Origin of the sequence: Celeribacter sp. (assembly GCF_048266405.1) — a bacterium.
In the GTDB taxonomy this organism is placed as follows: domain Bacteria; phylum Pseudomonadota; class Alphaproteobacteria; order Rhodobacterales; family Rhodobacteraceae; genus Celeribacter.
On sequence record NZ_JBLWZO010000001.1, the window covers coordinates 434,279 to 459,322 of the forward strand.

At 58.8% G+C, this 25,044-nt stretch carries 22 protein-coding genes; all 22 read right to left on the minus strand.

Annotated features, from left to right (window positions below; all coding sequences use genetic code 11):
• Window positions 1-24 precede the first annotated feature (24 nt).
• Complete coding sequence (recN, locus tag ACN0TS_RS02225; RefSeq protein WP_417257682.1) at window positions 25-1,677, minus strand: DNA repair protein RecN; 1,653 nt, start codon at window positions 1,675-1,677, stop codon at window positions 25-27.
• 19 nt (window positions 1,678-1,696) lie between these two features.
• Complete coding sequence (locus ACN0TS_RS02230) at window positions 1,697-2,548, minus strand: outer membrane protein assembly factor BamD (RefSeq protein ID WP_417257683.1); 852 nt, start codon at window positions 2,546-2,548, stop codon at window positions 1,697-1,699.
• 174 nt (window positions 2,549-2,722) lie between these two features.
• Complete coding sequence (gene lpxC / locus ACN0TS_RS02235) at window positions 2,723-3,658, minus strand: UDP-3-O-acyl-N-acetylglucosamine deacetylase (protein ID WP_417258169.1); 936 nt, start codon at window positions 3,656-3,658, stop codon at window positions 2,723-2,725.
• 294 nt (window positions 3,659-3,952) lie between these two features.
• Window positions 3,953-5,590, minus strand: a complete 1,638-nt coding sequence (gene ftsZ / locus ACN0TS_RS02240; RefSeq protein ID WP_417257684.1) for a cell division protein FtsZ — start codon at window positions 5,588-5,590, stop codon at window positions 3,953-3,955.
• A 478-nt stretch (window positions 5,591-6,068) separates the two neighbouring features.
• Window positions 6,069-7,400 carry a cell division protein FtsA gene (gene ftsA / locus ACN0TS_RS02245; RefSeq protein WP_417257685.1) on the minus strand — a complete coding sequence of 444 codons (1,332 nt, stop codon included), beginning with the start codon at window positions 7,398-7,400 and terminating at the stop codon, window positions 6,069-6,071.
• Window positions 7,397-8,398, minus strand: a complete 1,002-nt coding sequence (locus tag ACN0TS_RS02250; protein WP_417257686.1) for a cell division protein FtsQ/DivIB — start codon at window positions 8,396-8,398, stop codon at window positions 7,397-7,399. The genes ftsA and ACN0TS_RS02250 overlap by 4 nt, the downstream gene beginning before the upstream one ends.
• Window positions 8,386-9,297: a D-alanine--D-alanine ligase gene (locus ACN0TS_RS02255; RefSeq protein ID WP_417258170.1), complete on the minus strand. Its 912-nt coding sequence runs from the start codon at window positions 9,295-9,297 to the stop codon at window positions 8,386-8,388. The genes ACN0TS_RS02250 and ACN0TS_RS02255 overlap by 13 nt, the downstream gene beginning before the upstream one ends.
• A 168-nt stretch (window positions 9,298-9,465) precedes the next feature.
• The gene (gene murB / locus ACN0TS_RS02260) at window positions 9,466-10,425 is read right to left on the minus strand and encodes a UDP-N-acetylmuramate dehydrogenase (RefSeq protein WP_417257687.1); all 960 of its coding nucleotides are present in this window, start codon (window positions 10,423-10,425) and stop codon (window positions 9,466-9,468) included.
• Window positions 10,426-10,494: 69 nt separating this feature from the next.
• On the minus strand, window positions 10,495-10,755 hold the full coding sequence (locus ACN0TS_RS02265) for a DUF2484 family protein (protein WP_417257688.1): 261 nt from the start codon (window positions 10,753-10,755) through the stop codon (window positions 10,495-10,497).
• 14 nt (window positions 10,756-10,769) lie between these two features.
• Entirely contained in the window at window positions 10,770-11,015 is a 246-nt protein-coding gene (locus tag ACN0TS_RS02270) for a DUF2484 family protein (protein ID WP_417257689.1), read from the minus strand.
• Window positions 11,015-12,205: an APC family permease gene (locus ACN0TS_RS02275; RefSeq protein ID WP_417257690.1), complete on the minus strand. Its 1,191-nt coding sequence runs from the start codon at window positions 12,203-12,205 to the stop codon at window positions 11,015-11,017. The genes ACN0TS_RS02270 and ACN0TS_RS02275 overlap by 1 nt, the downstream gene beginning before the upstream one ends.
• A complete protein-coding gene (locus ACN0TS_RS02280) occupies window positions 12,189-12,476 on the minus strand; it encodes a hypothetical protein (protein ID WP_417257691.1) in 288 nt (95 codons plus the stop codon). Before ACN0TS_RS02280 ends, ACN0TS_RS02275 begins: the two co-directional genes overlap by 17 nt.
• A gap of 56 nt (window positions 12,477-12,532) precedes the next feature.
• Window positions 12,533-13,933 carry a UDP-N-acetylmuramate--L-alanine ligase gene (murC, locus tag ACN0TS_RS02285; RefSeq protein ID WP_417257692.1) on the minus strand — a complete coding sequence of 467 codons (1,401 nt, stop codon included), beginning with the start codon at window positions 13,931-13,933 and terminating at the stop codon, window positions 12,533-12,535.
• Between the two features lie 69 nt (window positions 13,934-14,002).
• On the minus strand, window positions 14,003-15,094 hold the full coding sequence (gene murG / locus ACN0TS_RS02290) for an undecaprenyldiphospho-muramoylpentapeptide beta-N-acetylglucosaminyltransferase (RefSeq protein ID WP_417257693.1): 1,092 nt from the start codon (window positions 15,092-15,094) through the stop codon (window positions 14,003-14,005).
• A 16-nt stretch (window positions 15,095-15,110) separates the two neighbouring features.
• A complete protein-coding gene (ftsW, locus tag ACN0TS_RS02295; RefSeq protein ID WP_417257694.1) occupies window positions 15,111-16,277 on the minus strand; it encodes a putative lipid II flippase FtsW in 1,167 nt (388 codons plus the stop codon).
• A gap of 138 nt (window positions 16,278-16,415) precedes the next feature.
• Window positions 16,416-17,810: a UDP-N-acetylmuramoyl-L-alanine--D-glutamate ligase gene (gene murD / locus ACN0TS_RS02300; RefSeq protein WP_417257695.1), complete on the minus strand. Its 1,395-nt coding sequence runs from the start codon at window positions 17,808-17,810 to the stop codon at window positions 16,416-16,418.
• A 45-nt stretch (window positions 17,811-17,855) separates the two neighbouring features.
• Window positions 17,856-18,938: a phospho-N-acetylmuramoyl-pentapeptide-transferase gene (mraY, locus tag ACN0TS_RS02305; protein WP_417257696.1), complete on the minus strand. Its 1,083-nt coding sequence runs from the start codon at window positions 18,936-18,938 to the stop codon at window positions 17,856-17,858.
• A gap of 7 nt (window positions 18,939-18,945) precedes the next feature.
• Window positions 18,946-20,382, minus strand: a complete 1,437-nt coding sequence (locus ACN0TS_RS02310; protein WP_417257697.1) for a UDP-N-acetylmuramoyl-tripeptide--D-alanyl-D-alanine ligase — start codon at window positions 20,380-20,382, stop codon at window positions 18,946-18,948.
• Window positions 20,379-21,851, minus strand: coding sequence for a UDP-N-acetylmuramoyl-L-alanyl-D-glutamate--2,6-diaminopimelate ligase (locus tag ACN0TS_RS02315; protein ID WP_417257698.1), 1,473 nt, complete (start codon window positions 21,849-21,851; stop codon window positions 20,379-20,381). Before ACN0TS_RS02315 ends, ACN0TS_RS02310 begins: the two co-directional genes overlap by 4 nt.
• A 34-nt stretch (window positions 21,852-21,885) precedes the next feature.
• A complete protein-coding gene (locus ACN0TS_RS02320) occupies window positions 21,886-23,691 on the minus strand; it encodes a peptidoglycan D,D-transpeptidase FtsI family protein (RefSeq protein ID WP_417257699.1) in 1,806 nt (601 codons plus the stop codon).
• Window positions 23,691-24,044 carry a cell division protein FtsL gene (gene ftsL, locus ACN0TS_RS02325; protein ID WP_417257700.1) on the minus strand — a complete coding sequence of 118 codons (354 nt, stop codon included), beginning with the start codon at window positions 24,042-24,044 and terminating at the stop codon, window positions 23,691-23,693. Before ftsL ends, ACN0TS_RS02320 begins: the two co-directional genes overlap by 1 nt.
• Entirely contained in the window at window positions 24,044-25,042 is a 999-nt protein-coding gene (gene rsmH, locus ACN0TS_RS02330) for a 16S rRNA (cytosine(1402)-N(4))-methyltransferase RsmH (protein WP_417257701.1), read from the minus strand. Before rsmH ends, ftsL begins: the two co-directional genes overlap by 1 nt.
• Window positions 25,043-25,044: the final 2 nt, after the last annotated feature.

Below are 25,044 nucleotides of genomic sequence, written 5' to 3' on the forward strand. Positions count from 1 at the left end.
ACTTAAAAAACGTTGGTGGCGAATCTAGCCGTCCAGCAGCGATATAGCGGCTTCGCGGGCGGCATCGGTGACAGTGTCCCCCGACAACATCCGCGCCACTTCCATCACACGGTCCTCGCCAATCATCGGCGTGACCTCGGAGAGTGTCACCTCGTTTTCAACCCGCTTGGCTACGCGCCAATGATGCCCGCCAAGGGCCGCCACCTGCGGCGAGTGGGTCACGACCAAAACCTGCCCCTCTTGGGCAAGCGCCTTGAGACGTCGCCCGACGGCATCTGCGGTTGCCCCGCCCACGCCACGGTCGATCTCGTCGAAGATCATCGTCACACCTGTTTGGTCACGTGTCAGACAGACCTTGAGCGCTAGAAGGAAGCGCGACAACTCACCGCCAGAAGCAATTTTATTGAGCGGTCCGGCGGGCGCACCGGGGTTTGTGGCAACCGTAAAGGCCACATTATCACATCCATCTGGCCCCGCCTCGGTCGGGGTGACGTCCGTGGTAAACACGGCGCGTTCCATTTTAAGTGGCGCGAGTTCCTCGCCCATTTGTGCATCAAGACGGGACGCAGCAGCACGGCGCGCCTGCGTCAGTTGCGCGGCAGCAGCGTCATAGGCGGCCTGAGCCGTGGCCACTTCGGCCTCCAGACGGGCAATATCCTCAACCCCGCCATCCAAAGCCGCAAGTTTGTCCCGCAACCCATCGGCGAAGGGACCAAGCTCATCGGCGGCGATCCCGTGTTTGCGGGCCAACCCGCGAATAGCAAAAAGCCGTTCCTCTACACTCTCCAGTTCATGCGGATTAAAGCGCAATCCTTCAATCGCATCCTCGACACCGCCCTGTGCCTCGCCCAATTCGTTGAGCGCACGGCCCAAGGCATCAATGGCACTGTCAAGCGCCCCATCTGCCTTCTCCGCAGCCCCTTCGAGCCATTTGAGGGCATCGACCAACAGACCCTCGCCCCCGTCATAGGAGAGCGCTTGGTGGGCCTTGGCAACATCCACGGCAATTTTCTCCGCCTGTTGCATCCGACGACGATCGGCATCAAGCGTGGCCTCCTCACCCGCCTGCGGGTCAAGCGCGTCTAACTCCGCGACAGCGTGGCGCAGGAAGTCTTCCTCGTCTTTAAGCGCCGCCTGTTTCGCGAGCGCTTCGCTCAAGGACTTACGTGCGGTAGAAAGGGTCTTCCATGCGGTGCGGGTGGCCGCGAGTCGCTCGGCAGTGCCGCCGAACTCATCTAGCAAGACGCGGTGCCCGCGCGGGTTAAGCAGGCCACGATCATCATGTTGTCCGTGCAGCTCAACCAGAACATTCGACAGACGGCGCAGCATTTCACCGGACACACGGCGGTCATTGACCCATGCGGTTTTGCGCCCGTCTTGTGCGTTTACACGGCGCAAAATCAACTCACCATCTTCGGCTTCGATATCAAGCTCGGCGAGGATTTCCTCAGCGTCATGGCCTTTGGGAAGCTCAAACACAGCCGTCACTTCGCCCTGCTCGGCCCCTGCACGCACCAAATCGGCCCGACCACGCCAGCCGAGAACAAAACCAAGACTGTCGAGCAGAATGGATTTCCCCGCACCTGTCTCGCCTGTCAACACGTTGAGCCCCGGTTGGAATGCAAGCTCCAACCGATCAATGATCAACATGTCGCGGATGTCGAGATGCCTTAGCATGACAGACCCGTGCGCGGGATTAGAGCCATTCGCCGCGGATCATCTGACGATACACAGACCCGAGCCAGTTGTTCTCGAAGGCTTTCGCCTCAAGCCCTCTGCCCGTGAGCAGTTTATAGCTGTCCTCATACCACTCTGTGGAGCGATAGTTGTGCCCCAAAATAGCGCCGGCGGTCTGTGCTTCTTGGACGAGACCAAGCGACAGATAGCTTTCAACCAAACGATGCAGCGCTTCTGCGGTGTGCTGTGTGGTCTGGAATTGCTCGACAACCACACGGAAGCGGTTCACGGCTGAGGTGTAATGCTTGCGCTTGAGGTAGTAGCGCCCGATTTCCATCTCTTTTGCGGCGAGGTGGTCAAAGGCGAGGTCGAATTTCAGGATTGCCGAACGCGCGTATTCGCTGTCGGGGTATTTCTCGATAACGACACGCAGGGCCTGCAACGCCTGAAAGGTCAGGCCCTGATCTCGACCAACATCGTCGATCTGATCGTAGTAAGACAGCGCCAGAAGATACTGCGCATAGGCGGCATCTTCGTCAGCGGGATAGAAATCGATGTAGCGTTGAGCCGCGACACGGGCGTTCTCGTAATCGCGGTCACGATGGTAAGAAAACGCCTGCATGATCAAGGCACGTTTGGCCCAATCGGAATAGGGATACAGGCGCTCTACTTCTGCGAAATAATGCGCTGCGTCACCGAAATCATTCTGGCTGATTTCATATTCTGCCCGCTTGTAGATGGCATCCGCCGGATAGCCTTCAAGGTCGCGCTCAGGCGCGTTGTTGCCACACGCTGACATGAGGAGCGCCAAAGACACCCCCAACCCCAACTTGAGTCCAACTTTCACACTGCGATGCGTCTTTGCCGCCATGAAAGGTCCTACCCTTGCCAATTCACTAGCCCTTTTAACAGGGCGTTGACTTGCTTCCTAGCACAGAAAATTTCCGTGCAAAATGTCTTTGCGCGGAAATTATGTCACATACGCGATTACGAGAGGAATTTATACGCTCAAAGCAGACCTGAAAGACGCAAATCAAAGGCCTGTTCAGGCGCACACAGCCAGATCGAAGCGCGACACCCCTGCCCCGGGCAACCGCGCCGCTGTCGTCGCGTCGACGGTCACATAGGCCCATGCGCCCTTGGTCGCGAAAAGTTTGCGCAACAGTGCGTTGGTCATGGCATGACCCGCCTTTTCGCCCACATAACGCCCCAAAACAGGGGCCCCTGCGAGATAGAGGTCGCCGAGCGCATCTAGCATTTTGTGGCGCACAGGCTCGTCGTCGCGGCGCAATCCACCAGGGCTGAGAACCATATCGCCATCGACAACCACGGCATTGTCAAACGTCCCGCCCAAAGCCAGACCATTTTCACGCATCACATCCACGTCAGATTTACGGCAGAACGTGCGGCAATCAGACAATTCACGCACAAATGCGCCATTGGCCATGCTCAAGCGTTTATCCTGCACACCGATTGCCTCGTCCGCAAAATCGATATGGAAATCAATTTCCAATGTGTCAGCAGGCTCAAGACGCGCGCGCGCATCGCCCTGCTCAACCTCAACGGCCTTCAAGACTTTAAGAACCCGTGTCGGCCCCTCTTGTTGGGACAATCCTGCTTGCAACAACTGCTCGACGAATGGCGCGGCCGAGCCGTCAAGGATCGGAATTTCGGGACCATCCACACTGATAACCGCATTCGTCACACCAAGCCCCGCCAAAGCGGCCATGATATGCTCGACTGTGGAAAGGGTCACACCATCCTCGTTGCGCATCAAGGTACACAGCTGCGAGGGAACCACGTTATCCCAACGCGCGGGGATTTCGGCTGAGCGATCATCCGCAACATCGGCAGCAACGTCTGAACGCACAAAGGTCACACCTGCATTCACTGACGCAGGAGAGATCACCATGCGCACGGGTGCGCCAGAGTGGAGCCCTACTCCATTAAAGACCACTGATGTTGCGAGTGTTGTTTGCACGGTATGCCTTGGGTTGCGGGAGATCTGCGTGTGCTCAAGCGTCAAACGCAAAAGTCCCTTTTCTGTTGAGGCACAATTTATGTCGGGGTACGGGCCACCTCAACACACAGATTGTAACGGAATGTAACACTGGGCGTCTCCCTCGCGCGAAAAACAGCCAACCGCAGCCCCGAACCGACCCAATGTGTTGTTAATGAAAAGAAAAGACCCGCCTAAGCGAGTCTTTCCAAATGGTAAATTTTTGTGATTGCGACCCCACGTCAAACCGTGCAGCCGCAGCATTTTCACACGGGCTTAGTTAGCCTGACGGCGCAGGAATGCCGGAATTTCGATCTTATCCTGCTCTGCGGTGGGCTCTTGATCTTCGTCGTAGCCTTGATGCACCTGCGGCTGACGCTGAGGAGCTGCACCGAAACGAGGCTGCTGTGCAGCGGGCTGTTGCGGTGCGGCAGGGCGCTGCGGCTCTTCAGCAGCGTGCCCCGTCATACGACCGATCAGGGAGTTAATCCCGAAGCGACCTTGCTTCTGCTCTGGCTCGGCGGCAGGTGCCGCAGGACGGGCCTGAGGTGCAGGCTGACGCGAGACAGCGGCTTGCAAACGGGCCAACGTCTCTGGCGCGGGCGTTCCCGACTGTGCAGGCTGCGGCGCGACATAGGCCTCGGGCGCAGGATCATATGCAGGTTGCGGCTGTGTCGGCTGCGGAGCTTGAGCCGCTGGTCGGTAAGCGGGAGGAGGAAGATCGTCGACCTCATCTTCGACCCGCGCTGCGGGTTCATAAGATGGCTGAGGCTCGAACACATCAAGGCTTGGCTGCGCAGGCGCCGCGGCTGGTGCTTGTTCTTCTGCTGCGTCAACCTGTGTCGCGGCAACAGCTGCTGCTGCGGCAGGAGCCTCGTCTTCAACTTGCTGCTGCGCCAATGGCTCGGACAAACGACGGCGAGGAACAGGTGTCTCGTGAACGTTGGTATTGGCGTCAATACCCGTCGCCACAACAGACACACGCATCGCGCCTTCGAGGCTTGGGTCCATTGTGGACCCGACAATGATATTTGCGTCTGGATCGACTTCTTCGCGGATACGGTTGGCGGCCTCGTCCAATTCGAACAAGGTCAGATCATCGCCACCCGTGATATTGATAAGAACGCCACGAGCGCCTTTGAGAGAGATTTCGTCCAAAAGTGGGTTGGCAATGGCTTTCTCGGCAGCTTGGATCGCACGATCTTCGCCAGAAGCCTCGCCTGTGCCCATCATGGCTTTGCCCATCTCGTCCATCACGGCGCGAACATCCGCGAAGTCGAGGTTGATGAGGCCAGGACGGACCATGAGATCTGTCACACCTTTAACGCCCTGATACAGAACATCGTCGGCCATAGAGAAGGCTTCGGTAAAGGTGGTTTTTTCATTGGCCAGACGGAAAAGGTTCTGGTTAGGGATGATGATCAGGGTGTCGACCATCTTTTGCAGCTGTTCCACGCCTTCTTCGGCCTGACGCATACGTTTTGCGCCTTCGAACTGGAACGGCTTGGTCACAACACCGACGGTCAGAACGCCAAGCTCGCGAGCGGCCTGCGCAATAATCGGCGCGGCCCCTGTCCCCGTGCCACCGCCCATACCGGCAGTGATGAAGCACATGTGCGCACCTGCGAGGTGATCGACGATCGTCTCGATGCTCTCTTCGGCGGCAGCAGCCCCAACCGAGGCACGTGCGCCAGCACCGAGACCCTCGGTGACTTTGACGCCCATCTGGATTTTGGCGGAAGATTTGGAATGTTGGAGCGCCTGCGCATCCGTATTCGCCACGACGAAATCAACGCCTTCAAGCGCCTTTTCGATCATGTTGTTCACCGCGTTACCACCGGCACCACCGACACCAAACACTGTGATTTTCGGTTTCAAGTCGTCCCGCTCGGGCATCGTGAGATTCAAAGCCATGATCTACCGCCTGCTTTTGTTGTCGTGCGCCGATGCTTTCGCCAACGTCACGATATGAATGTCCCCACCCCTGAATCGGGGCATAATTTACCTTTTCCCCTCTAAACGTAGTGGTTTTCACTTACCACGTCACCCAAAAAACACAGTTTCAACACAAAATGTGGGGGGTATCTTGCATTTTTAGGCGGGATTTTGCGCATTCTACGAGATTTAGGCGAACCTTAGAGCCCAAAGCACAAGTCAGAGGCCACAAAAATCACCCACACTCCCATGAAGGAGCGCGTTGCGCTGTGAGGTCGTGACCGTCAAATCGGTCAAACACTGTGGGGGCACTGCTCGGTGCCATCTTCTTTATATCGTCTGGTCGTTTCGTCGTTAGGTGACGTTGCACCTGCCATTGCCAAAATCATAACATGCCTGATGGACAGTGTGAACCGCCCATCGCACGGAGTTTCCCACTAAAGTACGATGCCAACCGTTACCAGTTTTCCTTGAACCACCGCACAGCGCGTTTGAGCGAGCGCGCGGGATAGCTGTCCACAGGAACTTCGAAATCCCACCACTCGTCTTGGGGATTGGCCGCAAACAGACACAACCCGACGGCAGAGGCAAAGGCAGCCCCTGTCGCCGCTTGAGGCAGGCCCTGAACCCGCAACGGGCGCCCGATGCGTACCTGTTGGCCGAGAATTTTTGGCGCAAGCGTCTCAAGGCCAGGGATCTGGCTCCCCCCGCCCGTCAACACGATCTGTTGCGAGGGCAGATGTTCAAACCCAGCGGCATCAAGGCACTCACGCACCCCTTCGAGGATTTCCTCAACACGCGGGCGCATGATGGCAATGAGATCGGAGCGCGACACTGTGCGGCGATCCTTGTCCCAATCACCACTGTCGCCGCCCACTTCGATCATGTCGCGATCATCCATGCCTGTGGCATGAACACCCCCGTGGAAGGTTTTGATCCGCTCGGCAGTGGCCAGTGGGATTTGCAGCCCCATCGCGATATCGGAGGTGACATGTTCGCCCCCCATCCGCACGCTGTCTGCGTAGATCATGTGTTTCTTCATGAAGATCGACACATCGGTGGCCCCGCCACCAAGGTCCACACAGGCCGCGCCAAGCTCCTGCTCATCCTCGACAAGCGCCGAGATGCCCGAGACATACGCCCCTGAGGCAAGGCCTGCCACTTCGAGGTCACAACGTTTGATACAATAGAGAAGGTTCTGGATCGTGGCGCTATCGACAGTGAGCATATGCATGTCGCAAGCAAGCGTCTGGCCGATCTGACCACGCGGATCGTCGAGACCCGAGCGATGATCGAGCGCGAAATTTACAGGCTGCGCGTGTAGCACTTCGCGGTGAGCGCCGTAATCAGGTTGATCACACGCGGCCAGAACGCGGGCGACATCCTGCTCGGAGACGGTTTGCCCGTCCACTTCAACCTGACCATCAAGACCGTAAGAGCGCGGCGCCCCGCCCGAGAAACAGGCAATAACGTGATCAACGCGCGTTTGTGCCATCTTTTGTGCAGCCTGCACAACCGTGCGAATGGCGCCTTCTGTTTTGGGCATGGAGTCAATTTCGCCGAAGCGCACCCCTCGCGAACGTGTGGTCGCCGCCCCGATCACACGGAATGAGGATTGCCCCGCCATCGAACCGACCCCCTCGCTACCCGTAAACCGCTCGCCGTCAAAGCGCAGGATCAGGCAGGAAATCTTTGATGTGCCCACATCCAGAATGGCAATCACACCACGTTGGATGGCCGCGTTCCGCATATTGCGCATAGCACGTTGTGCTGCATAAAGGTCAGTCATTGAAAGGATACTCCAAGTTCCAAACCTTTGATCTTTCGCATGTCCTCATGCGCGATCTCGGTCAATCGTAGGGTGGGCCGCGACGGATTGCGCAGGTCCACATGGGTTACATCACGATCCAGAAGATCTTGCGCCTGATCGAGCGCAATCACCTGCGCCAAAGCGCCGATCGGGTTTTGTTCGGGAAGCATAATCGTCTGGCCGCGGTCGAGGACGACATCCCAACGGCGTTCGCCAATCCGCATCAGGCCCCGCACGCGCGGCAGGATTGGCCCCGCGACACGCAGGATGGACTCGGCCTCGGCAACGGCAGTATTCGCCCCCTCGCCCGCCACCAATGGCAGGTTGGGGTAATCAAGACGGCTGTCGATTTGGGCAACGCGATGCCCCTCGTGGTCAAGCAGCTCAAGCCCGTTGGGACCACGCCACACCACCGTCGGCACACGCTCGGTTATATCAATTTGCAAAATTCCACCCGCCCGAACGCGCAGCCCGACGTCGGCCACGGCATCAAGCGCCTCGATGCGCTCCATCATCCCTTCCAGATCAAGTTCGAAAGACGAGATCGGAAAATCCACATGCGCCACATCACGGACCTCTTGGGCCAAACCATCGGACGCCCCGTCCACGGCCATCAACTTGACCATGAACTCGGGACGATTTTGCACTTCGCGTTTGATCGCCGCGACGCTCTCGTTAAAGCTCTGGCGGTGATCAACGTCGGCAAACCAAAGCGCCACACAGGCAACGATGGCCAACACAGGAGCAATACGGCGCATGAAAAAGCGGAACGACGGGGTCAGCCACAGACGGTTCATGCGATAGACCGTGCGCGATGGCGCGGGGTTGCGCGGGGCTGCGGGGGCCTCCCCTTTGCGCGCGCCCATCACGCGAGCGACGGCCTCGGACACCAAAGCGGACCCCCCCTCAACGGCACGACGAGCCTGCGTTGGCGGTTGAGGCGCGGGGCGGAATTGCATGTGGTTCACCGGTTGCATGAGGCATCCTCCACCATCCAAGCCACGAACTGGCCGTAGGTCAGTCCCGCCTCTTGCGCCTGTTCGGGCGACAGCGAGGTCGGCGTCATGCCGGGCTGTGTGTTGGTCTCAAGCAGGATCAGACCGTCGACGCCCTTTTCCTCGTCCCACCGGAAATCCGTGCGCGACACACCACGACAGCCCAAAGCATCATGCGCACGCAGCGCATAATCCTGACAAGCGGCGGTCACATCGGCGGGAATGTCGGCAGGGCAAACATGGCGCGAGCCGCCGGGCGCGTATTTCGCCTCGAAGTCATACCATCCATCAACAATGATATCGGTGACGCAAAGCGGACGATCTCCCATGACTGTGCAGGTCAATTCCCGACCGGGCGCGAAGGCTTCGACCATCACCACATCGGGCATGTCAGCCGCCATGCGCGGGGCATTGCTGCCCTCATGCACAATATAGACACCCACAGAGGAGCCTTCGTTATAGGGTTTGACGACATAGGGAGGGACCATCACATGGTCCGCCTCAACCTCTTCGCGCGTGGCCAGACGGCTTTCGGCAACTGGAAGGCCGGCGGCGCGGTAGACTTCTTTGGTCTTTTCCTTGTCCATCGCCAGAGCCGAGGACAGCACACCAGAATGCGTATAGGGAATTTTCAGCCATTCGAGCAGCCCTTGGACGCAGCCGTCCTCGCCATAGCGACCGTGAAGCGCGTTAAACACGACGTCGGGACGTACGTCCAATAGGCGCTGAGCGATATCTTCGCCCGCGTCGATCTCGACCACTTCAAATCCTTCGCCCCTCAGTGCAGCAGCGCATTCACGCCCAGATGACAGCGACACTTCGCGCTCTGCGCTTGGCCCGCCCATCAATACCGCCACTTTCGGGGATTGCCTGCTCGACATACCCACCAAAGCCTCATTCACGGAGCCATTTTTATGGCCCTCATTAGCGGAGTCCAAAGACTCCATTCGAGCGCGCTCATTGGCACGCTTTCGTTGACCATTCGGCCTAAAACTATGGAAGCTGCTCAGCCTCCGTCTACACGCCCCTTCTATGAGGAGCTTTGCAGATCACGCCTCGGGAAGACCCGCGGGAATTGGCTCCCCGTCAAACTCACCGATGCGCATAATTTCCCACTGTAACCTAAGCCCCGAATTTTGGAATACTTTTTTTCGGACTTCTTCGCCCAAAGTTTCCAAATCACGCGCTGTTGCAACACCTGTGTTGATCATAAAGTTGGAATGCTTCTCACTCATCTGCGCCCCGCCGACCGATGCGCCGCGCATTCCGGCGTCATCAATGACCTTCCACGCCTTGAGATCGTGGACATCATCGGCCTGCCCCGTCGAGGAAAACCCCGCAGGATTACGGAAGGTCGAGCCCGCCGAGCGGTCCTTAACGGGTTGGGTCGCATCGCGCTTGGCGAGCTGATCTTCCATACGCGCCTCAAGAGCCGCTGTGTCGGCTTTTTCGGCCCGAAACGTGGCCTCAACGATCACCCAGCCCTCGGGCAAATCCGTTTGGCGATATTGGAAATTGAGATCATCAGACGTGAGCGTCACAATCTCGCCCGCCCGCGTCACAGCCTTGGCCGACACGAAATGGTCAGCCACATAAGAGCCGTAGCAGCCCGCATTCATCCGCACCGCGCCACCAATGGCACCCGGAATTGTGCGCAGGAACGTCAGATCAAGCCCTGCGGTCGCGGCCTTGCGCGCGACGTGCGCGTCGAGGGCTGCAACACCCGCCGTCACGCGCCCCGCCTCGGCGTCAATCTCAATACCATTGAACCCACGCCCCATGCGGACCACAACCGCTCGCAACCCACCATCACGCACGATCAGGTTAGAACCGACCCCCATCGGAAACACGGCAACACTGGGATCAAGTGCGGCTAGGAATTCGCGCAGATCATCAAGATCGGCAGGGATAAACAAGGCATCCGCAGGCCCGCCCACACGCAACCATGTCAGGTCCGCAAGGGGGCGTGCTTGGGTTAAGGTACCGCGGGGAATAGGATAATGCGTCATGGGTGTCGCTATAGCCGAAGGAACAGGCCCTGCGAAAGCCTAATTCGTGCCGCCTTGTCCGGATCGGCGTTACTCTGCGGGGCCTTTAAAAGCGGTGCGCTTGATCCAGCGACCAAGATAAATCAAGGGCCAGCGCAAAATCGATGCACCTGCGGCCAAGACAATCAATCCCACCCAAGGACCGTTTTGATAGGTCACATATCCCAAGATCGGCACGCCCACGGCAATCAACCCATAGGCTTGACGCCAATGGTTGCTCTTGGATGGCACCATCGCCACGACATTCGCGGCTATAGCCCAAACACAGGCCAGAATTAGGGATAGTTGCACGTATTTGGCTCCTGTCATCTCTTGGCAATCTGCCGCTTTACTGCGCGATAAAGCGCGGCGAGCGGTTTTCGAAACAAAGACATGGCAGCAAAACTACAAATCAGAACAGGGACCGCTCCATAGTCCCGTCCTAGCCAGATCAGGATCACGGGCAGCGTCAGCAGTGACACAAGCCCGAACCGTTTCTGGTGGCGCAATGGTAACGGAGCAAGGGCCATAGTTGCAAGCGCCCATATGCACATCGCCAAAATAGAGGACATTACCCCTGCCCCGCGATGCCAAATACGATCAGCGCGAGAACCGAAAGCACCAACCCCGCGTAGGGCACCCATGTGGGAACACGGAACGGTGCGGCGGGCAGACGGCGTTTAAGATAGATTAACGCGCCATTAACCATGGCAAAGACGATCAACAGAATAAATGACGTCGCCCCCGCCAGATCAGCCACGGGCAGCAACAGCGCCGCGACAATAACGCTCGCACCGACCAAGACCGTGGCCACGACAGGCGTGCCAAACCGAGGATGGGCATGGTGGAACAAGCCCAACGGGCCACCGCGTCCGCCCAATCCATACAACACCCGCGCCGCCATCACCATTTGCGCCAAAACCCCGTTCAGAGCTGCCACAACCGCGATCAGAGACAGCATCTGCCCGTCCCCGCCCCGCGCAGCTTCATAGACAAGCGCCAGTGGGCGTTCGGACTGCGCCAAGGCTTCAAGCGGAACAGCACGAATGGCCGCCACCGTAACGCCCGCATATAAAAGTGCTGTGATAATCAGAGAAGAAATAATCGCAATCGGCAGGGTCCGCGATGGATTGCGCACCTCTTCGGCCATGTTGACGATGTCCTCAAACCCGATGAAGGCAAAGAAGGCCAATGTCGCCGCAATCCCGATCCCGGGCACATACATCGGCGCGGAGGCCGTCCAGTCTGGTGAGACAGGTGCAGTCCACCCCGCCCAAACCACAAGCGCCAAACCCGCAATTTCGATCACTGTAAACAGCGCCGCCAAGGCAAGGCTTTCAAGCACCCCGACAAGGGCCACAACAACCAAGCCGCCACCGAAAACGATGATCACCATATTCCACGGCAAATCAAAGACGCCGGTAAAATACCCCGCACCACCACGCAAGACAGCCGCCGCCGATACGGTGCCGGCGGCAACAATACCAAGTCCGACGATCACACCAAGGAAACGAGAGCCGAATCCTGCTTCGATATAGGCCGCTTCGCCTGCGGCTTGTGGGATGCGGGTAGACAATTCGGAATAAGACAGCGCCGATGGGGCCGCGATCAGCCCAGCAAGCAGAAAGGCCAGCGGCGCATAGATTCCCGCATGGGCGGCAACCGCCCCCACAAGCACATAAATCCCCGCACCCACCATCACGCCCACGCCGTAAGCCGTCAGTAAAACTGGTCCGATGCGCCGTTTAAGAGTGTCCGCCATGATCCGTCTCCCGTCTGCGTTTCGCAATACCGAACAAGGCACCAATCCCGAAAGCGGGGAGTGCCATTGGTACGCCTACAATCAGATAGAACAGAGCCACGCCGCGCGTGTCACTCGCCCAAAACCCGTATGCCACGGCCAAGACAACAACGCCACCAAGGACCGCCCACACCCATTTGGGCGCAAGTGCCACGAGATAGCCCACGCCACCCAAGGCGAAAAACGCAATCAGAATTTTGAACAGAAGTGCGCCGTTGATCTGGTCCATCATACCTCACAGCTTACCCGATGCACTTTCGCGCGTCTGTGCGCTAGAACAAATCAGCCCTACCCTTTTGCAAGCCGTGCAGGCAACCCATGTGCCCATGCCGAGATCGTCCCTGCCCCAAGGCAGACGACCATATCGCCATCACGCGCTTGTTCGCGCACAAGACGTTCCAGATCGTCCTCGGAGGTCACGGCCCGCGCATGGCGGTGACCGTGCCGGATAAGCCCCGCCACAAGATCGTCGCGCGATGCGCCCTCAATGGGATCTTCACCTGCGGAATAGATGTCAGCGATGCCCACGACGTCAGCCTCGTTGAAGCAGGTGCAAAAATCCTCGAACAGCGAATGCAGGCGCGAGTAGCGATGCGGCTGATGCACGGCAATGACACGGCCCTCGGTGGCCTGACGCGCAGCTTTAAGCACGGCGGCAATTTCGACAGGGTGGTGGCCGTAGTCGTCAATAATCGTCACGCCATTCACCTCGCCCACGCGGGTAAAGCGACGGTTGACGCCGCCAAAATTGGCCAAGCCCTCTTTGATCTCCTCGGGCTTCATTCCCAAATGACGGGCCACCGCCACCGCCGAAAGCGCGTTGGAGACGTTATGATCGCCCGGCATCGGCAGGGTGCAGCCCTCGATGGTGATGTCATCGGCCGCCAAGACGATATCGAAATGCGCCACGCCCTTCTTGTAGGTCAAGTTGATGGCACGCACGTCCGCTTGGGCGTTAAAGCCGTAGGTGACAACGCGGCGGTCGGTGATCTTGCCCACAAGGCTTTGCACCTCGGGATGGTCGGTGCAGCACACGGCCAGACCGTAAAACGGAATGTTGGACACAAAGTCATAAAACCCTTTGCGCAGCGTGTCGAAATCACCCCAATGTTCCATATGTTCGGGGTCGATGTTGGTCACAATGGCGATGGTCGCAGGCAGACGGTTGAACGTTCCGTCGCTCTCGTCGGCCTCAACCACCATCCAGTCGCTCTCCCCCACGCGGGCGTTCGAGCCATAGGCGTGAATGATGCCGCCGTTAATCACGGTAGGATCAATACCGCCTTGGTCCAACAACGCCGCAACCATCGTCGTTGTCGTGGTTTTCCCGTGGGTGCCCGCAACCGCGATGTTGGATTTGAGACGCATCAATTCCGCGAGCATTTCGGCGCGGCGCACAACAGGCAGGCCCTTGAGACGGGCCGCGTCCAGTTCGGGATTACCCGGCTTGATCGCGGAGGAAATCACCACCACTTCGGCCTCATCAAGGTTCTCGGCCTTTTGACCCACGAAAATACGGGCACCAAGCTCGGCCAGTCGGTCGGTGATCTTGGACGCTTTGAGGTCAGACCCCTGCACCGTGTAGCCAAAATTCAAAAGCACTTCGGCAATGCCTGACATGCCAATCCCGCCGATGCCGACAAAATGGATAGGGCCGATTTCGGTGGGAAGTTTTGTGGCTACGTTCATGGTCTCGTCTCTCTTACACGTTTACGTTTTGCCGCGATTAACGCGCGGGTACTTGATCCGTTTGCCGCTTCACACGGCTAAGGCGGCGACCATATCGGCCAATTCTTGGGCGGCTTGGGGTTTGCCCACGGACAAAGCCGCCTGCGCCATTTGCGCAGCACCATCCGCGTTGCCCATAACCAATGCGATCTGTTCGGACAAGGTGGCGGCACTCAATTGGCTCTCAGGGATCATGATTGCAGCCCCTGCATCAACCAAACCACGCGCATTGGCGGTCTGATGATCGCCCGTTGCGGCCGCATAAGGCACAAGGATCGACGGGCGACCTATGACGGAAATATCCGCCACGGTAGATGCCCCAGCCCGCGAAATCACAAGCTGCGCCTCGCTCATGCGTTTGGGAATGTCGTCAAAGAACGTCTTGATATCCGCGCCAATGCCGTTTTGCGCGTAGAATGCCTCGACCCGTTCAACGTCTTCTGGGCGGGCCTGCTGGCTCACGCGCAGATTGGATTTGATCGCTTCGGGGAGTGCGGCAATGGCTGCGGGTACCACGTCGGACGTGATCCGCGCCCCTTGCGAGCCGCCGATCACCAGAATTTCCATCGGGTAATCTCCCGGCGCAATATAAGGTGCTGCGGCTTTATCCAAGACCGCGCCGCGCACAGGGTTGCCCACATGCACACCTGCTACGCCCTCTGGCAAATCCGTGGGCCATGTGCCACAGGCCACATGATCAACGCGCGAGGCAAAGACCTTGTTGACGCGGCCAAGCACCCCGTTTTGCTCATGGATCATGCGCGGCAACTTCATCAAGGTCGCAGCCGCCACCGCAGGGATCGCGGGATAACCGCCAAAGCCCACCACAACGGCGGGGCGATCACGGCGGAACTTGCGCATCGCCGCCATAACACCGCCTGCAATCTTGAACGGCACCTTGATCTTGGACGCGATCCCACCCCGCGCAAAGGTCGCGGAGGGTAGCTGTTCGATCTCGACTTCCGCAGGGAAACCGCCCGTATAACGGGCACCACGGGCATCTGTAGACAGCTTGACCCGCCACCCGCGCGAAAGCATCACCTCGGCAAGAGATTGCGCAGGAAACATGTGACCACCTGTCCCGCCTGCAGCGATGACAAGTAGGGGCGCATTATAAGACATATCCAAGCTCCCTTGGTTATCGACCGTGACGGACCAGCAGATCGCCGATCTCACCTTGGGGACGTGTGCGGGTAAGCGCCAAGAGCGCCCCGAGTGCAATGCCCGACGCAATGACAGACGAGCCACCATAAGAGACGAACGGCAAGGTCATGCCCTTCGCGGGCAGAAGGCGCACCGCGACCCCCATGTTGATAAAGGCCTGAACCCCGAACGCACAGGCAAGCCCCGTGCCGGCAAGGCGGATGAACGGATCGCGCTCACGCAGCAAACGCCACAGCGCCCGCACAGTGATCGTGGCGTAAAGGCCAAGGATGATCAGAACGAGGATCAGCCCATATTCTTCGGCGGCCACTGCAATAATAAAATCGGTATGCGCATCAGGAAGCGACCACTTCACGGTCCCCTCGCCCACACCAACCCCAAAGAACCCGCCCTCGCGGATCGCGTTGGTGGCATAGCCGATCTGGGTGGTTGGATCGATATCGGGGTTAAGAAAGCCGTCAATGCGCCGCGCGAAGTGTTCGGAGTTGTTGTAGGCGACCGTGCCAAACAGCACGACCCCGCCCGCGAGCAAAAGCAGCACAGCAATCGACGCTCCGCCAACGAAATACATCACGCCCCAACTGAACAGGATCAAGGATGCCTGACCAAAATCGGGCTGAAAGGCGAGCAGCACCACAATGATAGAGACCAACATAAAGGAATAAAGCCGCCCCGGAGGGCCACCAATCTCGTAAGAGGCAGCCATCAGCCATGCGGCAGTGATAACGAATGCGGGCTTGAGAAACTCGGAGGGCTGCACCGAAGCAAAGCCAAGAGAGAACCACCGCGTCGCCCCTTTACCGAAATCCGTGCCGAAGAACGGCAGAAGGACCAAGGCAATAAAGGCCGCAGCAAAGCCCAAAACCCCCAAACGGCGCACCTTTTGCGGGTCCATCATGGTCATCAGCACCATAACGATCAGCGCGACAGAGCCAAAGAAGGCTTGGCGTTGCACATAGTGGAATGCAGGAAGGTTGTTTTTTTGCGCAAGCGGCGGCGAGGCCGCAAGGCCGAGCAAAAGCCCGATCCCGAACAACACAAACACGGCCGCCAAGGACCATCTGTCGATGGTACGCCACCAACGCGGGAGAACCGGCTCACCTTCCCGTTGGGGAATCGAGCCATAAACCATTTCTGTCATGGGACCGCCTACTGCCTCAAACTGCCATGCCCGCTTATGCGGATCTATCCCAATAGGGTAGCGGGTTTTCTCGCGCGAATCCACTAGAGATTACGCCACAAGCAAGAGGCCGCGCATGTGCGTCAAACAGCAGGCGTGTTAGAGCAACGCCTCAACCGCACGGGTGAAATCCTCGCCGCGTTTCTCGAAATTGGGATATTGGTCAAACGAGGCCGCTGCAGGAGCCAACAGCACAGTATCGCCCGCCTCGGCCTCCTCCGCAGCACGCGCCACAGCCACAGCCATCGTTTCGCAAATCTCATAGGGCGTATCCCCCAGTTGCAGCGCAAAATCCCGCGCCGAAAAGCCGATGAGATAGGCCTTAGCCACGGCGCCCAGATGCGGCGCCAAATCAGCGATCCCGCCATCTTTACCCATCCCGCCCGCAATCCATCGGATACGGGGGAAGGCTTGAAGCGCCTTGGCGGCGGCATCGACATTGGTGGCCTTGCTGTCGTTGACGAATTTCACCCCGTCCTTTTCCCCGACCATTTGCGACCGATGCGGCAGCCCCTTAAAGGAGCCAAGCGCCTTTTCAATCGTCTTGGGGGCAATGTTGATCGAGCGACACGCGGCATAGGCTGCGCAAGCATTTTGGTGGTTATGCGCACCGGGCAACCCGTCGATGCCGCGCAGGTCAATCGAGGTGGTTTGCCGCCCCTTGCGCCATTCGGACAGAAACCCCTTGCGTGCAAAGACCGTCCACCCCGTGGTGAGTTTGCGCTCGGCAGAGATACGGATCAGACGGGCATCCTCAAGCCCCTCAACGAGTTGATTGGCCAGATACCGCCCCTCAACCTCATCAACCCCGATCACGGCGCGGTCTGGGCCACCCTCCGCAAACAAGCGCCGCTTGGCCGCGAAATAACCGCCCATGCCGCCGTGACGATCAAGGTGGTCGGGCGACAGATTGGTGAACACCGCCACATCAGGGGTCAGCGCACGGGCCAGATCGGTCTGATACGACGACAGCTCCAACACGATCACTTCGCCTTCAATCGGGGCTTCAATATCCAACACGCCACGCCCGATGTTGCCCGCTAATTGCGCGGGGGTGCCGTTCTCGGTCAGAATATGGTGGATCAGGGCGGATGTTGTCGATTTGCCGTTGGAGCCAGTCACCGCGATCACCCGTGGCGGCGTGTCATGCTCCATCCAGTCGCCCTGCCCCAAGGAACGAAAGAACAAGCCGATATCGTTGTCCACGGGGACACCCGCGTCCCACGCCAAGGCGATCACCCTATTCGGTTCGGGATAGAGATGGGGAATGCCCGGACTGACGACAAGACAGGCCACGCCGTCAAACGCGCCCTGTTTGGTCAAGTCATGGATCGTGAACCCCTCTGCCGCGGCCCCTTCGCGGGCCTCGACACTGTCATCCCAACACAGCGCCTCAGCCCCGCCCTCTTTGAGTGCGCGCGCTGTGGCCAGTCCCGAGCGGCCAAGCCCCAAAACAGCGACCTTGCGGCCTTCGTATTCAAGAACGGGGATCATGGCAGTCTCTCCAAGATGTCAAATGTCAGGTCAAAAATCCGCGCCTTAGCGCAGTTTGAGCGTAGCCAAACCGATCAGCGCGAGAATAAGCGAGATGATCCAGAAGCGGATCACAATCGTAGGCTCGGCCCAACCCTTTTTCTCATAGTGGTGATGGATCGGTGCCATCAGGAACACGCGTTTGCCCGTGCGCTTGAAATACAGCACCTGAATAATCACCGACAACGCCTCGACCACAAACAGGCCGCCAACGATGCCCAGAACGATTTCGTGCTTGGTGGCCACGGCAATCGCGCCCAAAGCGCCGCCAAGCGCCAAAGACCCCGTGTCGCCCATGAACACAGCGGCGGGTGGTGCGTTATACCACAGAAAGCCTAAGCCTCCGCCGATGAGTGCCGCAACAAACACCAACAGCTCCCCCGTGCCTGGAACGTAGTGCAGGCCGAGGTATTCAGTAAAATCGACGCGTCCCACGACATAGGCAATTGCGCCAAGCGTGCCAGCCGCAATCATCACGGGCATAATCGCCAAGCCGTCGAGACCATCGGTGAGGTTCACGGAGTTGGCCGCACCGACAATGACGAACATGGCAAAGGGGATGTAGAAATAGCCGAAATTCACCAACAGGTCTTTGAAGACAGGCAGCGCCAGTTGGTTGGACAACTCGTCGGGATGCACATAGGCCGCCCAAATAGAAGCGACGAATGCGATAAGAAAACCAAGCAAAAGCCGTACCTTACCCGACACGCCCGCCGTGGTGGCTTTGGACACTTTGGAATAATCATCGGCAAATCCGATAGCGCCGTAGGCAATGGTGACGAAGAGCACAATCCACACATAGGGATTATCAAGCCGCGCCCAGAGCAAGGTCGAGGTGAGCAAGGCGGTCAGGATCAACAGCCCGCCCATCGTCGGAGTTCCCGCCTTGGCGAAATGTCCTTCGGGACCATCTTCGCGAATGGGTTGGCCCTTGCCTTGGCGACGGCGCAGCAGGTTGATGAGGGGACGTCCAAAGATGAACCCGAAAATCAGAGCGGTGAAAAACGCTCCGCCTGCCCGCATCGTGATGTAGCGAAACAGGTTGAAAACATCCCCGCCATCCGAAAGTCCAGTCAACCAATACAGCATGTGACCATTATACCTCTTGTTCTTCGTTAGGCAGCGGATGCCCCAAGTTTCTGATCGCGTCAACAAGCAAGCTGACGCGCGACCCCTTCGAGCCCTTCACCAAGACCACATCGCCCGCATCAATCAGCCCTTTGAGATCGCGTAGCGCATCGGTGGCCTGATCGTAACGCTGCCCACGTTTATGTGCAGGCAGTGCCTCGAACAGATGCGCCATCAGCGGACCGACGCAATGCACAACATCAATGGCATCAATATAAGAGAGATTTGCAAGCGCCGCGTGATCCACGACCTCGCTCGCGCCCAGTTCCAACATATCCCCCAAGAACGCCACACGCCGCCCCTTGGACACCCGCCCCACGCCATCAGTGACCTGAGCGGCAGCAAGCACCTCGAGGCTTGCGACCATCGAGGTCGGGTTGGCGTTGAACGCATCGTCAAGGAGCACCATCGTCTGGTCGATCTCGACAGGATCAAGCAAAATGATCTCTCGCGCCCCGCGCCCCTCGGGCGGGGCCCAAAGCGCCAGATCGCGGGCCGCCATCGTCACATCGGCGTCCAAAGCCTGCACCACGGCCAAACATCCCACCGCGTTGGTGGCAAAGTGGCGTCCTGCGGTCGACAGGCGGAACAGTTGCACCTCGCCGTCGATCTCCGCCTCGCCCACAGTCACATCATTGGCCAAGCGCACAGAGGTCAAATGCGCATCGTTTTCGGGCAACTCGCCGAAAGTGATCGTCGCCCCACCCCACGCCGCCGTCAAAACAGGCGTCACGCTAAGATCGCCATTGATGACGGCCACGCCACCCGCCTCAAGCCCGTCAAAGATAGCGGCTTTTTCAACGGCAATGCCTTCAAGATTATCAAACGCAGCCATGTGGGCCGCGGCCACCGTCGTGATCATCGCCACATGTGGGCGCGCCAAACGCGCCAAGGGCGCAATCTCACCGGGATGGTTCATGCCAATTTCGATCACCGCAAAGTCGGTATCGGCGGGCATACGGGCGAGCGTGAGCGGCACACCCCAATGGTTGTTATAAGACGCCTCGGCAGCATGGACCTTGCCCTGACCGCGCAAAATCGCGCGCAGCATTTCCTTGGTCGAGGTTTTACCGACCGACCCAGTCACGCCGATCACCTTGCCCGAAACCCGCGCACGCGCCGCAGCGCCCAAACGCTCCAAAGCAGGCAGAACCTCATCCACAATGATCAAGGGCGCATCAGCATCCACGCCCTCGGGCACATGGGTCACAAGGGCCGCCGCGGCACCATTCGCCAAAGCCGCCGCGACAAAGTCATGGCCATCCCGCGCCGCCTTGAGCGCCACGAACAAATCACCCGCGCCGATGGTGCGCGTATCAATCGAGACGCCCGAGATATCGACCTGTGCCGTGGCGCGTCCGCCCGTGGCTGCGGCGATCTCGCCGCTCGTCCACAGCACGTTCATATTGCACCATCCAACGCCGCCACAGCGACGGAGGCCTGTTCCACATCATCAAACGGATAGACCGTGTCGCCCACGATCTGCCCCGTCTCATGCCCCTTGCCACAAATCAAAAGCGCATCTCCAGATTGCAGCGCGTCAACGCCGCGCAATATCGCCTCGGCGCGATCACCCACTTCGATGGCCTCACCCGCGCCGAGCATCACTTCCGCGCGGATCGCTGCCGCATCCTCGGATCGCGGGTTGTCATCGGTGACGATCACCAAATCCGCGTTCTCACGCGCAGCTTGCCCCATCAGGGGACGCTTGGTCTTATCCCGATCCCCGCCTGCACCGATGATGGCAACAACACGCCCCATAACATGAGGGCGCAGCGCCTTGATCGCCGTGGCGACCGCATCGGGGGTGTGCGCGTAATCGACAAAGACTGCCGCGCCGTTTTCGCGTGTCGCCGCATGTTCCATGCGCCCGCGCACGCCTTTGAGTTCCGCCAGACAGGAGAATACCTCGTCAGGGTCCGCGCCACTGGTCATGCACAATCCCGCCGCAGCGATCACGTTGTCGGCCTGAAATCCGCCGATCAGATCAAGACGGATTTGAGAAATGTTACCGACGAAATCCACCCGCACATCCTGACCCGTCGCGTCAAACCGCTGACCGACCACCCGCAAGTCCGCGGCATCCGAGCGCCCGACCCGCATCACGTCGATGCCGCGCTCGGCGCAGATGGCTTCAAGCTCCATTCCCTTCGGATCGTCGATATTGATCACCGCCACGCCGTCATCGGGCAACACGCGAGTAAACAACCCTGCCTTGGCCGCGAAATAGGCCTCGAAGGTCTCGTGGTAATCAAGGTGATCTTGGGTAAAATTCGTGAATGCCGCAGAGGTCAGCCGCACGCCATCAAGACGCCGTTGCGACAACCCGTGGCTTGAGGCTTCCATCGCCCCGTGGGTGACGCCCGCGAGTGCCGCTTGCGAGAGCAATCGGTGCAAGGTGATCGGCTCGGGCGTAGTGTGCGGACTTGGCGCTTGCCAATCGCCCTCGACACCCGTGGTGCCGATATTGATCGCCCGCGCGCCCATGATCTGCCAGATCTGACGGGTGAAATTCGCCACGGATGTTTTGCCATTGGTGCCAGTGACAGCCACCATCGTATCTGGCTGACGCCCAAAGAACAGAGCGGCAGCATAGGACAAGGCCTGACGCGGGTCTTCCACAACGACCAATGCAGGCGCATAGGTTTGGATCGCATCGGCCGCCAGTTTCGCACCTTCAGGATCGGTCAGAATCGCCCGCGCGCCCATGCGCAACGCGTATTCGATGAACTCGCCGCCGTGAACATGCGCCCCCGGCAAAGCGGCAAACAGATGGCCGTCAAGGGTATCGCGGCTATCCACGGACAGGCCCGTGACATGGGCATCCTTGCCCCCCTGCGCGGTTAACCCTAACTCGGAAAGAGATTTCACCATTGCCGCGCCTGCCTTTGTTGATTGTCGCTGTTCGCTATCGTGTTGCGGTCAGTGTTACCCCACCTTGCGCAACAGATTCAATCTCTGGTCTCAACCCCAAAAGCGGCGATGTGCGTCGGATGATTTCGGCAGCCACAGGAACGGCGGTCCACCCCGCGGTGCGCCGTGGCTTCACACCAGTTGTCTCCACCGCTTCATCCAAGGTGACGACCAAGACGTAGCGCGGATCGTCGGCAGGATAGATCGAGGCAAAGGTGGTGATGGTTTTGTCTTCATAATAACCACGGCCATTTTCACGTGGCTTGTCTGCGGTGCCTGTTTTCCCTGCGACACGGTAGCCTGCAACCTCGGCAAAATTTGCTGTCCCTGCGGGCTCATGCACAACCGCACGCAGCATTTCACGCGCCGCTGCGGAAACTTCAGGACGCACAATGCGCGGGCCTTTAGGCGCAAATCCTTCGACCTTAAGCAGGGTTGGCGTAACACGCGTGCCGCCGTTCAACAGCGACGCATAGGCGGTCGCCAAGTGCAGCGGCGAGGCCGACAGACCGTGACCGAAAGAAATGGTCAACGTCGACAATTCCGACCATTTGGGCGGCAACAACGGCTTGGCCCCTTTGGCTTCGATCAACTCAACGGGCGTCGGATCAAAAAAGCCGAGCGATTTGAGGAATTCCTGCTGACGGGTGACACCGATTTGCTGTGCCACGTGAGCAGTCGCCACGTTGGAGGACTTCACGATCATATCGCGCAGGCTCAGAGTCGGGCCGTAGTTGTGGTTTTCGAACTCACGGATTTTATGCTTGCCCCACCGAAACGGCGGCGTTGCAGGGATCTGGGTCGAGGGATTGGCCAAGCCCAATTCCATCGCTTGCGCGGCAGCGAAAATCTTGAACGTCGAGCCAAGCTCATAAACCCCCTGCACCGCGCGGTTGAAACGCGGGTTGTCGGCAGGATTGTTGCCACTGAAATATTCAGGACGCGAGTTAGGATCGAAATCGGGCAGCGACACCATCGAGATAATCTCGCCCGTATGCGCATCCATCATCACCGCCGTCGCCCCTTTGGCGTCGAGCATCCGCATCCCACCATAAAGCACTTCGCGCACCGTCGATTGCACCGTCAAATCAAGCGACAATTGCAAGGGCGCATCGCCGTTGGCCGGATCACGCAAATACTCGTCGCGGAACCGCTCGATGCCAGACTGCCCGACAATCTCGGCGCTCATAACGCCCTCGCGGCCAAACTTCGTCCCGCCAAGGATATGCGCAGCGAGTTTGCCGTTGGGATAAAGGCGCTCTTCGCGCGGGCCGAACAAAAGACCCGGCTCGCCAATATCATGGACGGCCTGTTGTTGTTCGGGCGCAATTTTCTTCTTGATCCACAAGAACTTACGCTTTCCCGTAAAATCCTTGATCAAACGATCCTCGTCGAGATCGGGAAAAATACGGGCCAGTTGACGCGCTGCATTGAGCGGGTCGACCATTTCGTGAGGCTGTGCGTAAAGAGAATGCGTGGTGCGGTTGGTCGCCAAGATACGGCCATTGCGATCTACAATGTCGGCGCGTTGCGCGAGGATCGGCGTGCCGGAAGTAACGGCACGAGGCTCTTCGGGCACCGTTGCAGCCACCTGCCCCATGCGCAGACCAACGACAAGAAACGCAGAGACAAAGCCAAGGCCAAGGAACAGCAAACGCCCCTCGGCGCGCAAACGCGATTTGTCACGCATTTCCTCGTGACGCAAACGCAGGTTCTCACGCTCGATCGTATCGGGATTCTCGCCTTTCTGGCGGGCTTTAAGAATGCGAGCAAGTGGGCGAAGCGGGGTCCGGATCGTCATTACTCAGCATCCTCCACACGGCCCACGACATCGTAGATACCCTCGATTTCGCCCAAAACATCGTTATCTTGGGGGAAGCTGACCTGATCAACGCGGCCGAATTGCTCGGGCATGAACGGCAGCAAACCCAGACGGTCAAAGTTGATCGACGCCAGATCGCGCAGCCGTTCGGGACGATTGAGATAGGCCCATTCTGCTTTAAGAACAGCCAGTTCTTCGCGTTGGTGGCCGATTTGACGTTGAAGGCTCGAGACTTCGCGCAACACCTGTTGGGTGCGGTAGTTTTCGTTATAGGCCCAAAACGCGAGCCCCATCACGACAAGACCCGAAATGACAATATAGAACGCCCGCATCACACATTCCCTCGGTCCAAAAGCGGCTTGGGCAGCCCCAAAACGGCACGATCAGATGGAACGGCGGGCGCATCGGTGCGCCGCCCCACCCGCAAACGGGCAGACCGCGCACGCGGGTTCACGTCCAACTCGTCATCATCAGGGCCGATTGCCTTGGATAACTGCTCAAATCCGGGTGTTTTCACCTCTTGAACAGGAGCATAGCGCGAGCCACCGCCCCCTGTCGAGGCACGTTGTTGGAAGAAGCGCTTCACAACGCGATCTTCAAGCGAGTGAAAGGTCACAACGGCCAACTGCCCACCGGGTTTCAATGCCCGCTCTGCCGCCTCAAGACCCGCGATCAACTCGCCAAACTCGTCATTGATATGGATACGGATTGCCTGAAAGGCGCGGGTCGCGGGATGACTTTGACCCGGCTTTTTGCGCGGCAACAACCGCTCGATCAGGCTGGCAAGCTGCAATGTCGTCTCGAAGGGCGCTTTTTTCTCACGATCCATCACAATGGCACTGGCGATTTTACGCGACTGACGCTCCTCGCCGTAGTGAAACAGCACGTCGGCGATCTCTTCGGTCGAGGCCTCATTGACGAAATCGGCAGCCGTTGGACCGTCTTGGCTCATCCGCATGTCGAGCGGGCCGTCTTTCATAAACGAAAACCCGCGATCCGCGAGGTCGAGCTGCATGGAGGACACGCCGAGATCAAGCACGACACCATCCAGATCGGAGGCATACTCATCAAGGCGCGAGAACGTGCCGAGCGTGAGCGAAATGCGATCATCGTAGTCCTTGATCCATTCGGATGCCAAATCATGCGCCAGTGGGTCGCGATCCACGCCGATGACGTGATCCGCCCCTGCCGCCAACAGCCCCTTGGTATAGCCACCCGCACCGAATGTCCCGTCGAGCCAACGGCCCGAAATCGGCGCACATTCACGCAAAAGCGGACGCAAAAGAACCGGAATATGCGGCGCGTCAGGGGAGGTGGCAGCCTCGGACATGG

What these genes read in the sequence shown, in the direction of transcription:
- recN (WP_417257682.1), bottom strand. Translation starts at nt 1,677, where the DNA reads ATGCTAAGGCATCTCGACATCCGCGACATGTTGATCATTGATCGGTTG.
- ACN0TS_RS02230 (WP_417257683.1), bottom strand. Translation starts at nt 2,548, where the DNA reads ATGGCGGCAAAGACGCATCGCAGTGTGAAAGTTGGACTCAAGTTGGGG.
- ftsZ (WP_417257684.1), bottom strand. Translation starts at nt 5,590, where the DNA reads ATGGCTTTGAATCTCACGATGCCCGAGCGGGACGACTTGAAACCGAAA.
- ftsA (WP_417257685.1), bottom strand. Translation starts at nt 7,400, where the DNA reads ATGACTGACCTTTATGCAGCACAACGTGCTATGCGCAATATGCGGAAC.
- ACN0TS_RS02250 (WP_417257686.1), bottom strand. Translation starts at nt 8,398, where the DNA reads ATGCAACCGGTGAACCACATGCAATTCCGCCCCGCGCCTCAACCGCCA.
- ACN0TS_RS02255 (WP_417258170.1), bottom strand. Translation starts at nt 9,297, where the DNA reads ATGTCGAGCAGGCAATCCCCGAAAGTGGCGGTATTGATGGGCGGGCCA.
- murB (WP_417257687.1), bottom strand. Translation starts at nt 10,425, where the DNA reads ATGACGCATTATCCTATTCCCCGCGGTACCTTAACCCAAGCACGCCCC.
- ACN0TS_RS02270 (WP_417257689.1), bottom strand. Translation starts at nt 11,015, where the DNA reads ATGTCCTCTATTTTGGCGATGTGCATATGGGCGCTTGCAACTATGGCC.
- ACN0TS_RS02275 (WP_417257690.1), bottom strand. Translation starts at nt 12,205, where the DNA reads ATGGCGGACACTCTTAAACGGCGCATCGGACCAGTTTTACTGACGGCT.
- ACN0TS_RS02280 (WP_417257691.1), bottom strand. Translation starts at nt 12,476, where the DNA reads ATGATGGACCAGATCAACGGCGCACTTCTGTTCAAAATTCTGATTGCG.
- murC (WP_417257692.1), bottom strand. Translation starts at nt 13,933, where the DNA reads ATGAACGTAGCCACAAAACTTCCCACCGAAATCGGCCCTATCCATTTT.
- murG (WP_417257693.1), bottom strand. Translation starts at nt 15,094, where the DNA reads ATGTCTTATAATGCGCCCCTACTTGTCATCGCTGCAGGCGGGACAGGT.
- ftsW (WP_417257694.1), bottom strand. Translation starts at nt 16,277, where the DNA reads ATGACAGAAATGGTTTATGGCTCGATTCCCCAACGGGAAGGTGAGCCG.
- murD (WP_417257695.1), bottom strand. Translation starts at nt 17,810, where the DNA reads ATGATCCCCGTTCTTGAATACGAAGGCCGCAAGGTCGCTGTTTTGGGG.
- mraY (WP_417257696.1), bottom strand. Translation starts at nt 18,938, where the DNA reads ATGCTGTATTGGTTGACTGGACTTTCGGATGGCGGGGATGTTTTCAAC.
- ACN0TS_RS02310 (WP_417257697.1), bottom strand. Translation starts at nt 20,382, where the DNA reads ATGAACGTGCTGTGGACGAGCGGCGAGATCGCCGCAGCCACGGGCGGA.
- ACN0TS_RS02315 (WP_417257698.1), bottom strand. Translation starts at nt 21,851, where the DNA reads ATGGTGAAATCTCTTTCCGAGTTAGGGTTAACCGCGCAGGGGGGCAAG.
- ACN0TS_RS02320 (WP_417257699.1), bottom strand. Translation starts at nt 23,691, where the DNA reads ATGACGATCCGGACCCCGCTTCGCCCACTTGCTCGCATTCTTAAAGCC.
- ftsL (WP_417257700.1), bottom strand. Translation starts at nt 24,044, where the DNA reads ATGCGGGCGTTCTATATTGTCATTTCGGGTCTTGTCGTGATGGGGCTC.
- rsmH (WP_417257701.1), bottom strand. Translation starts at nt 25,042, where the DNA reads ATGTCCGAGGCTGCCACCTCCCCTGACGCGCCGCATATTCCGGTTCTT.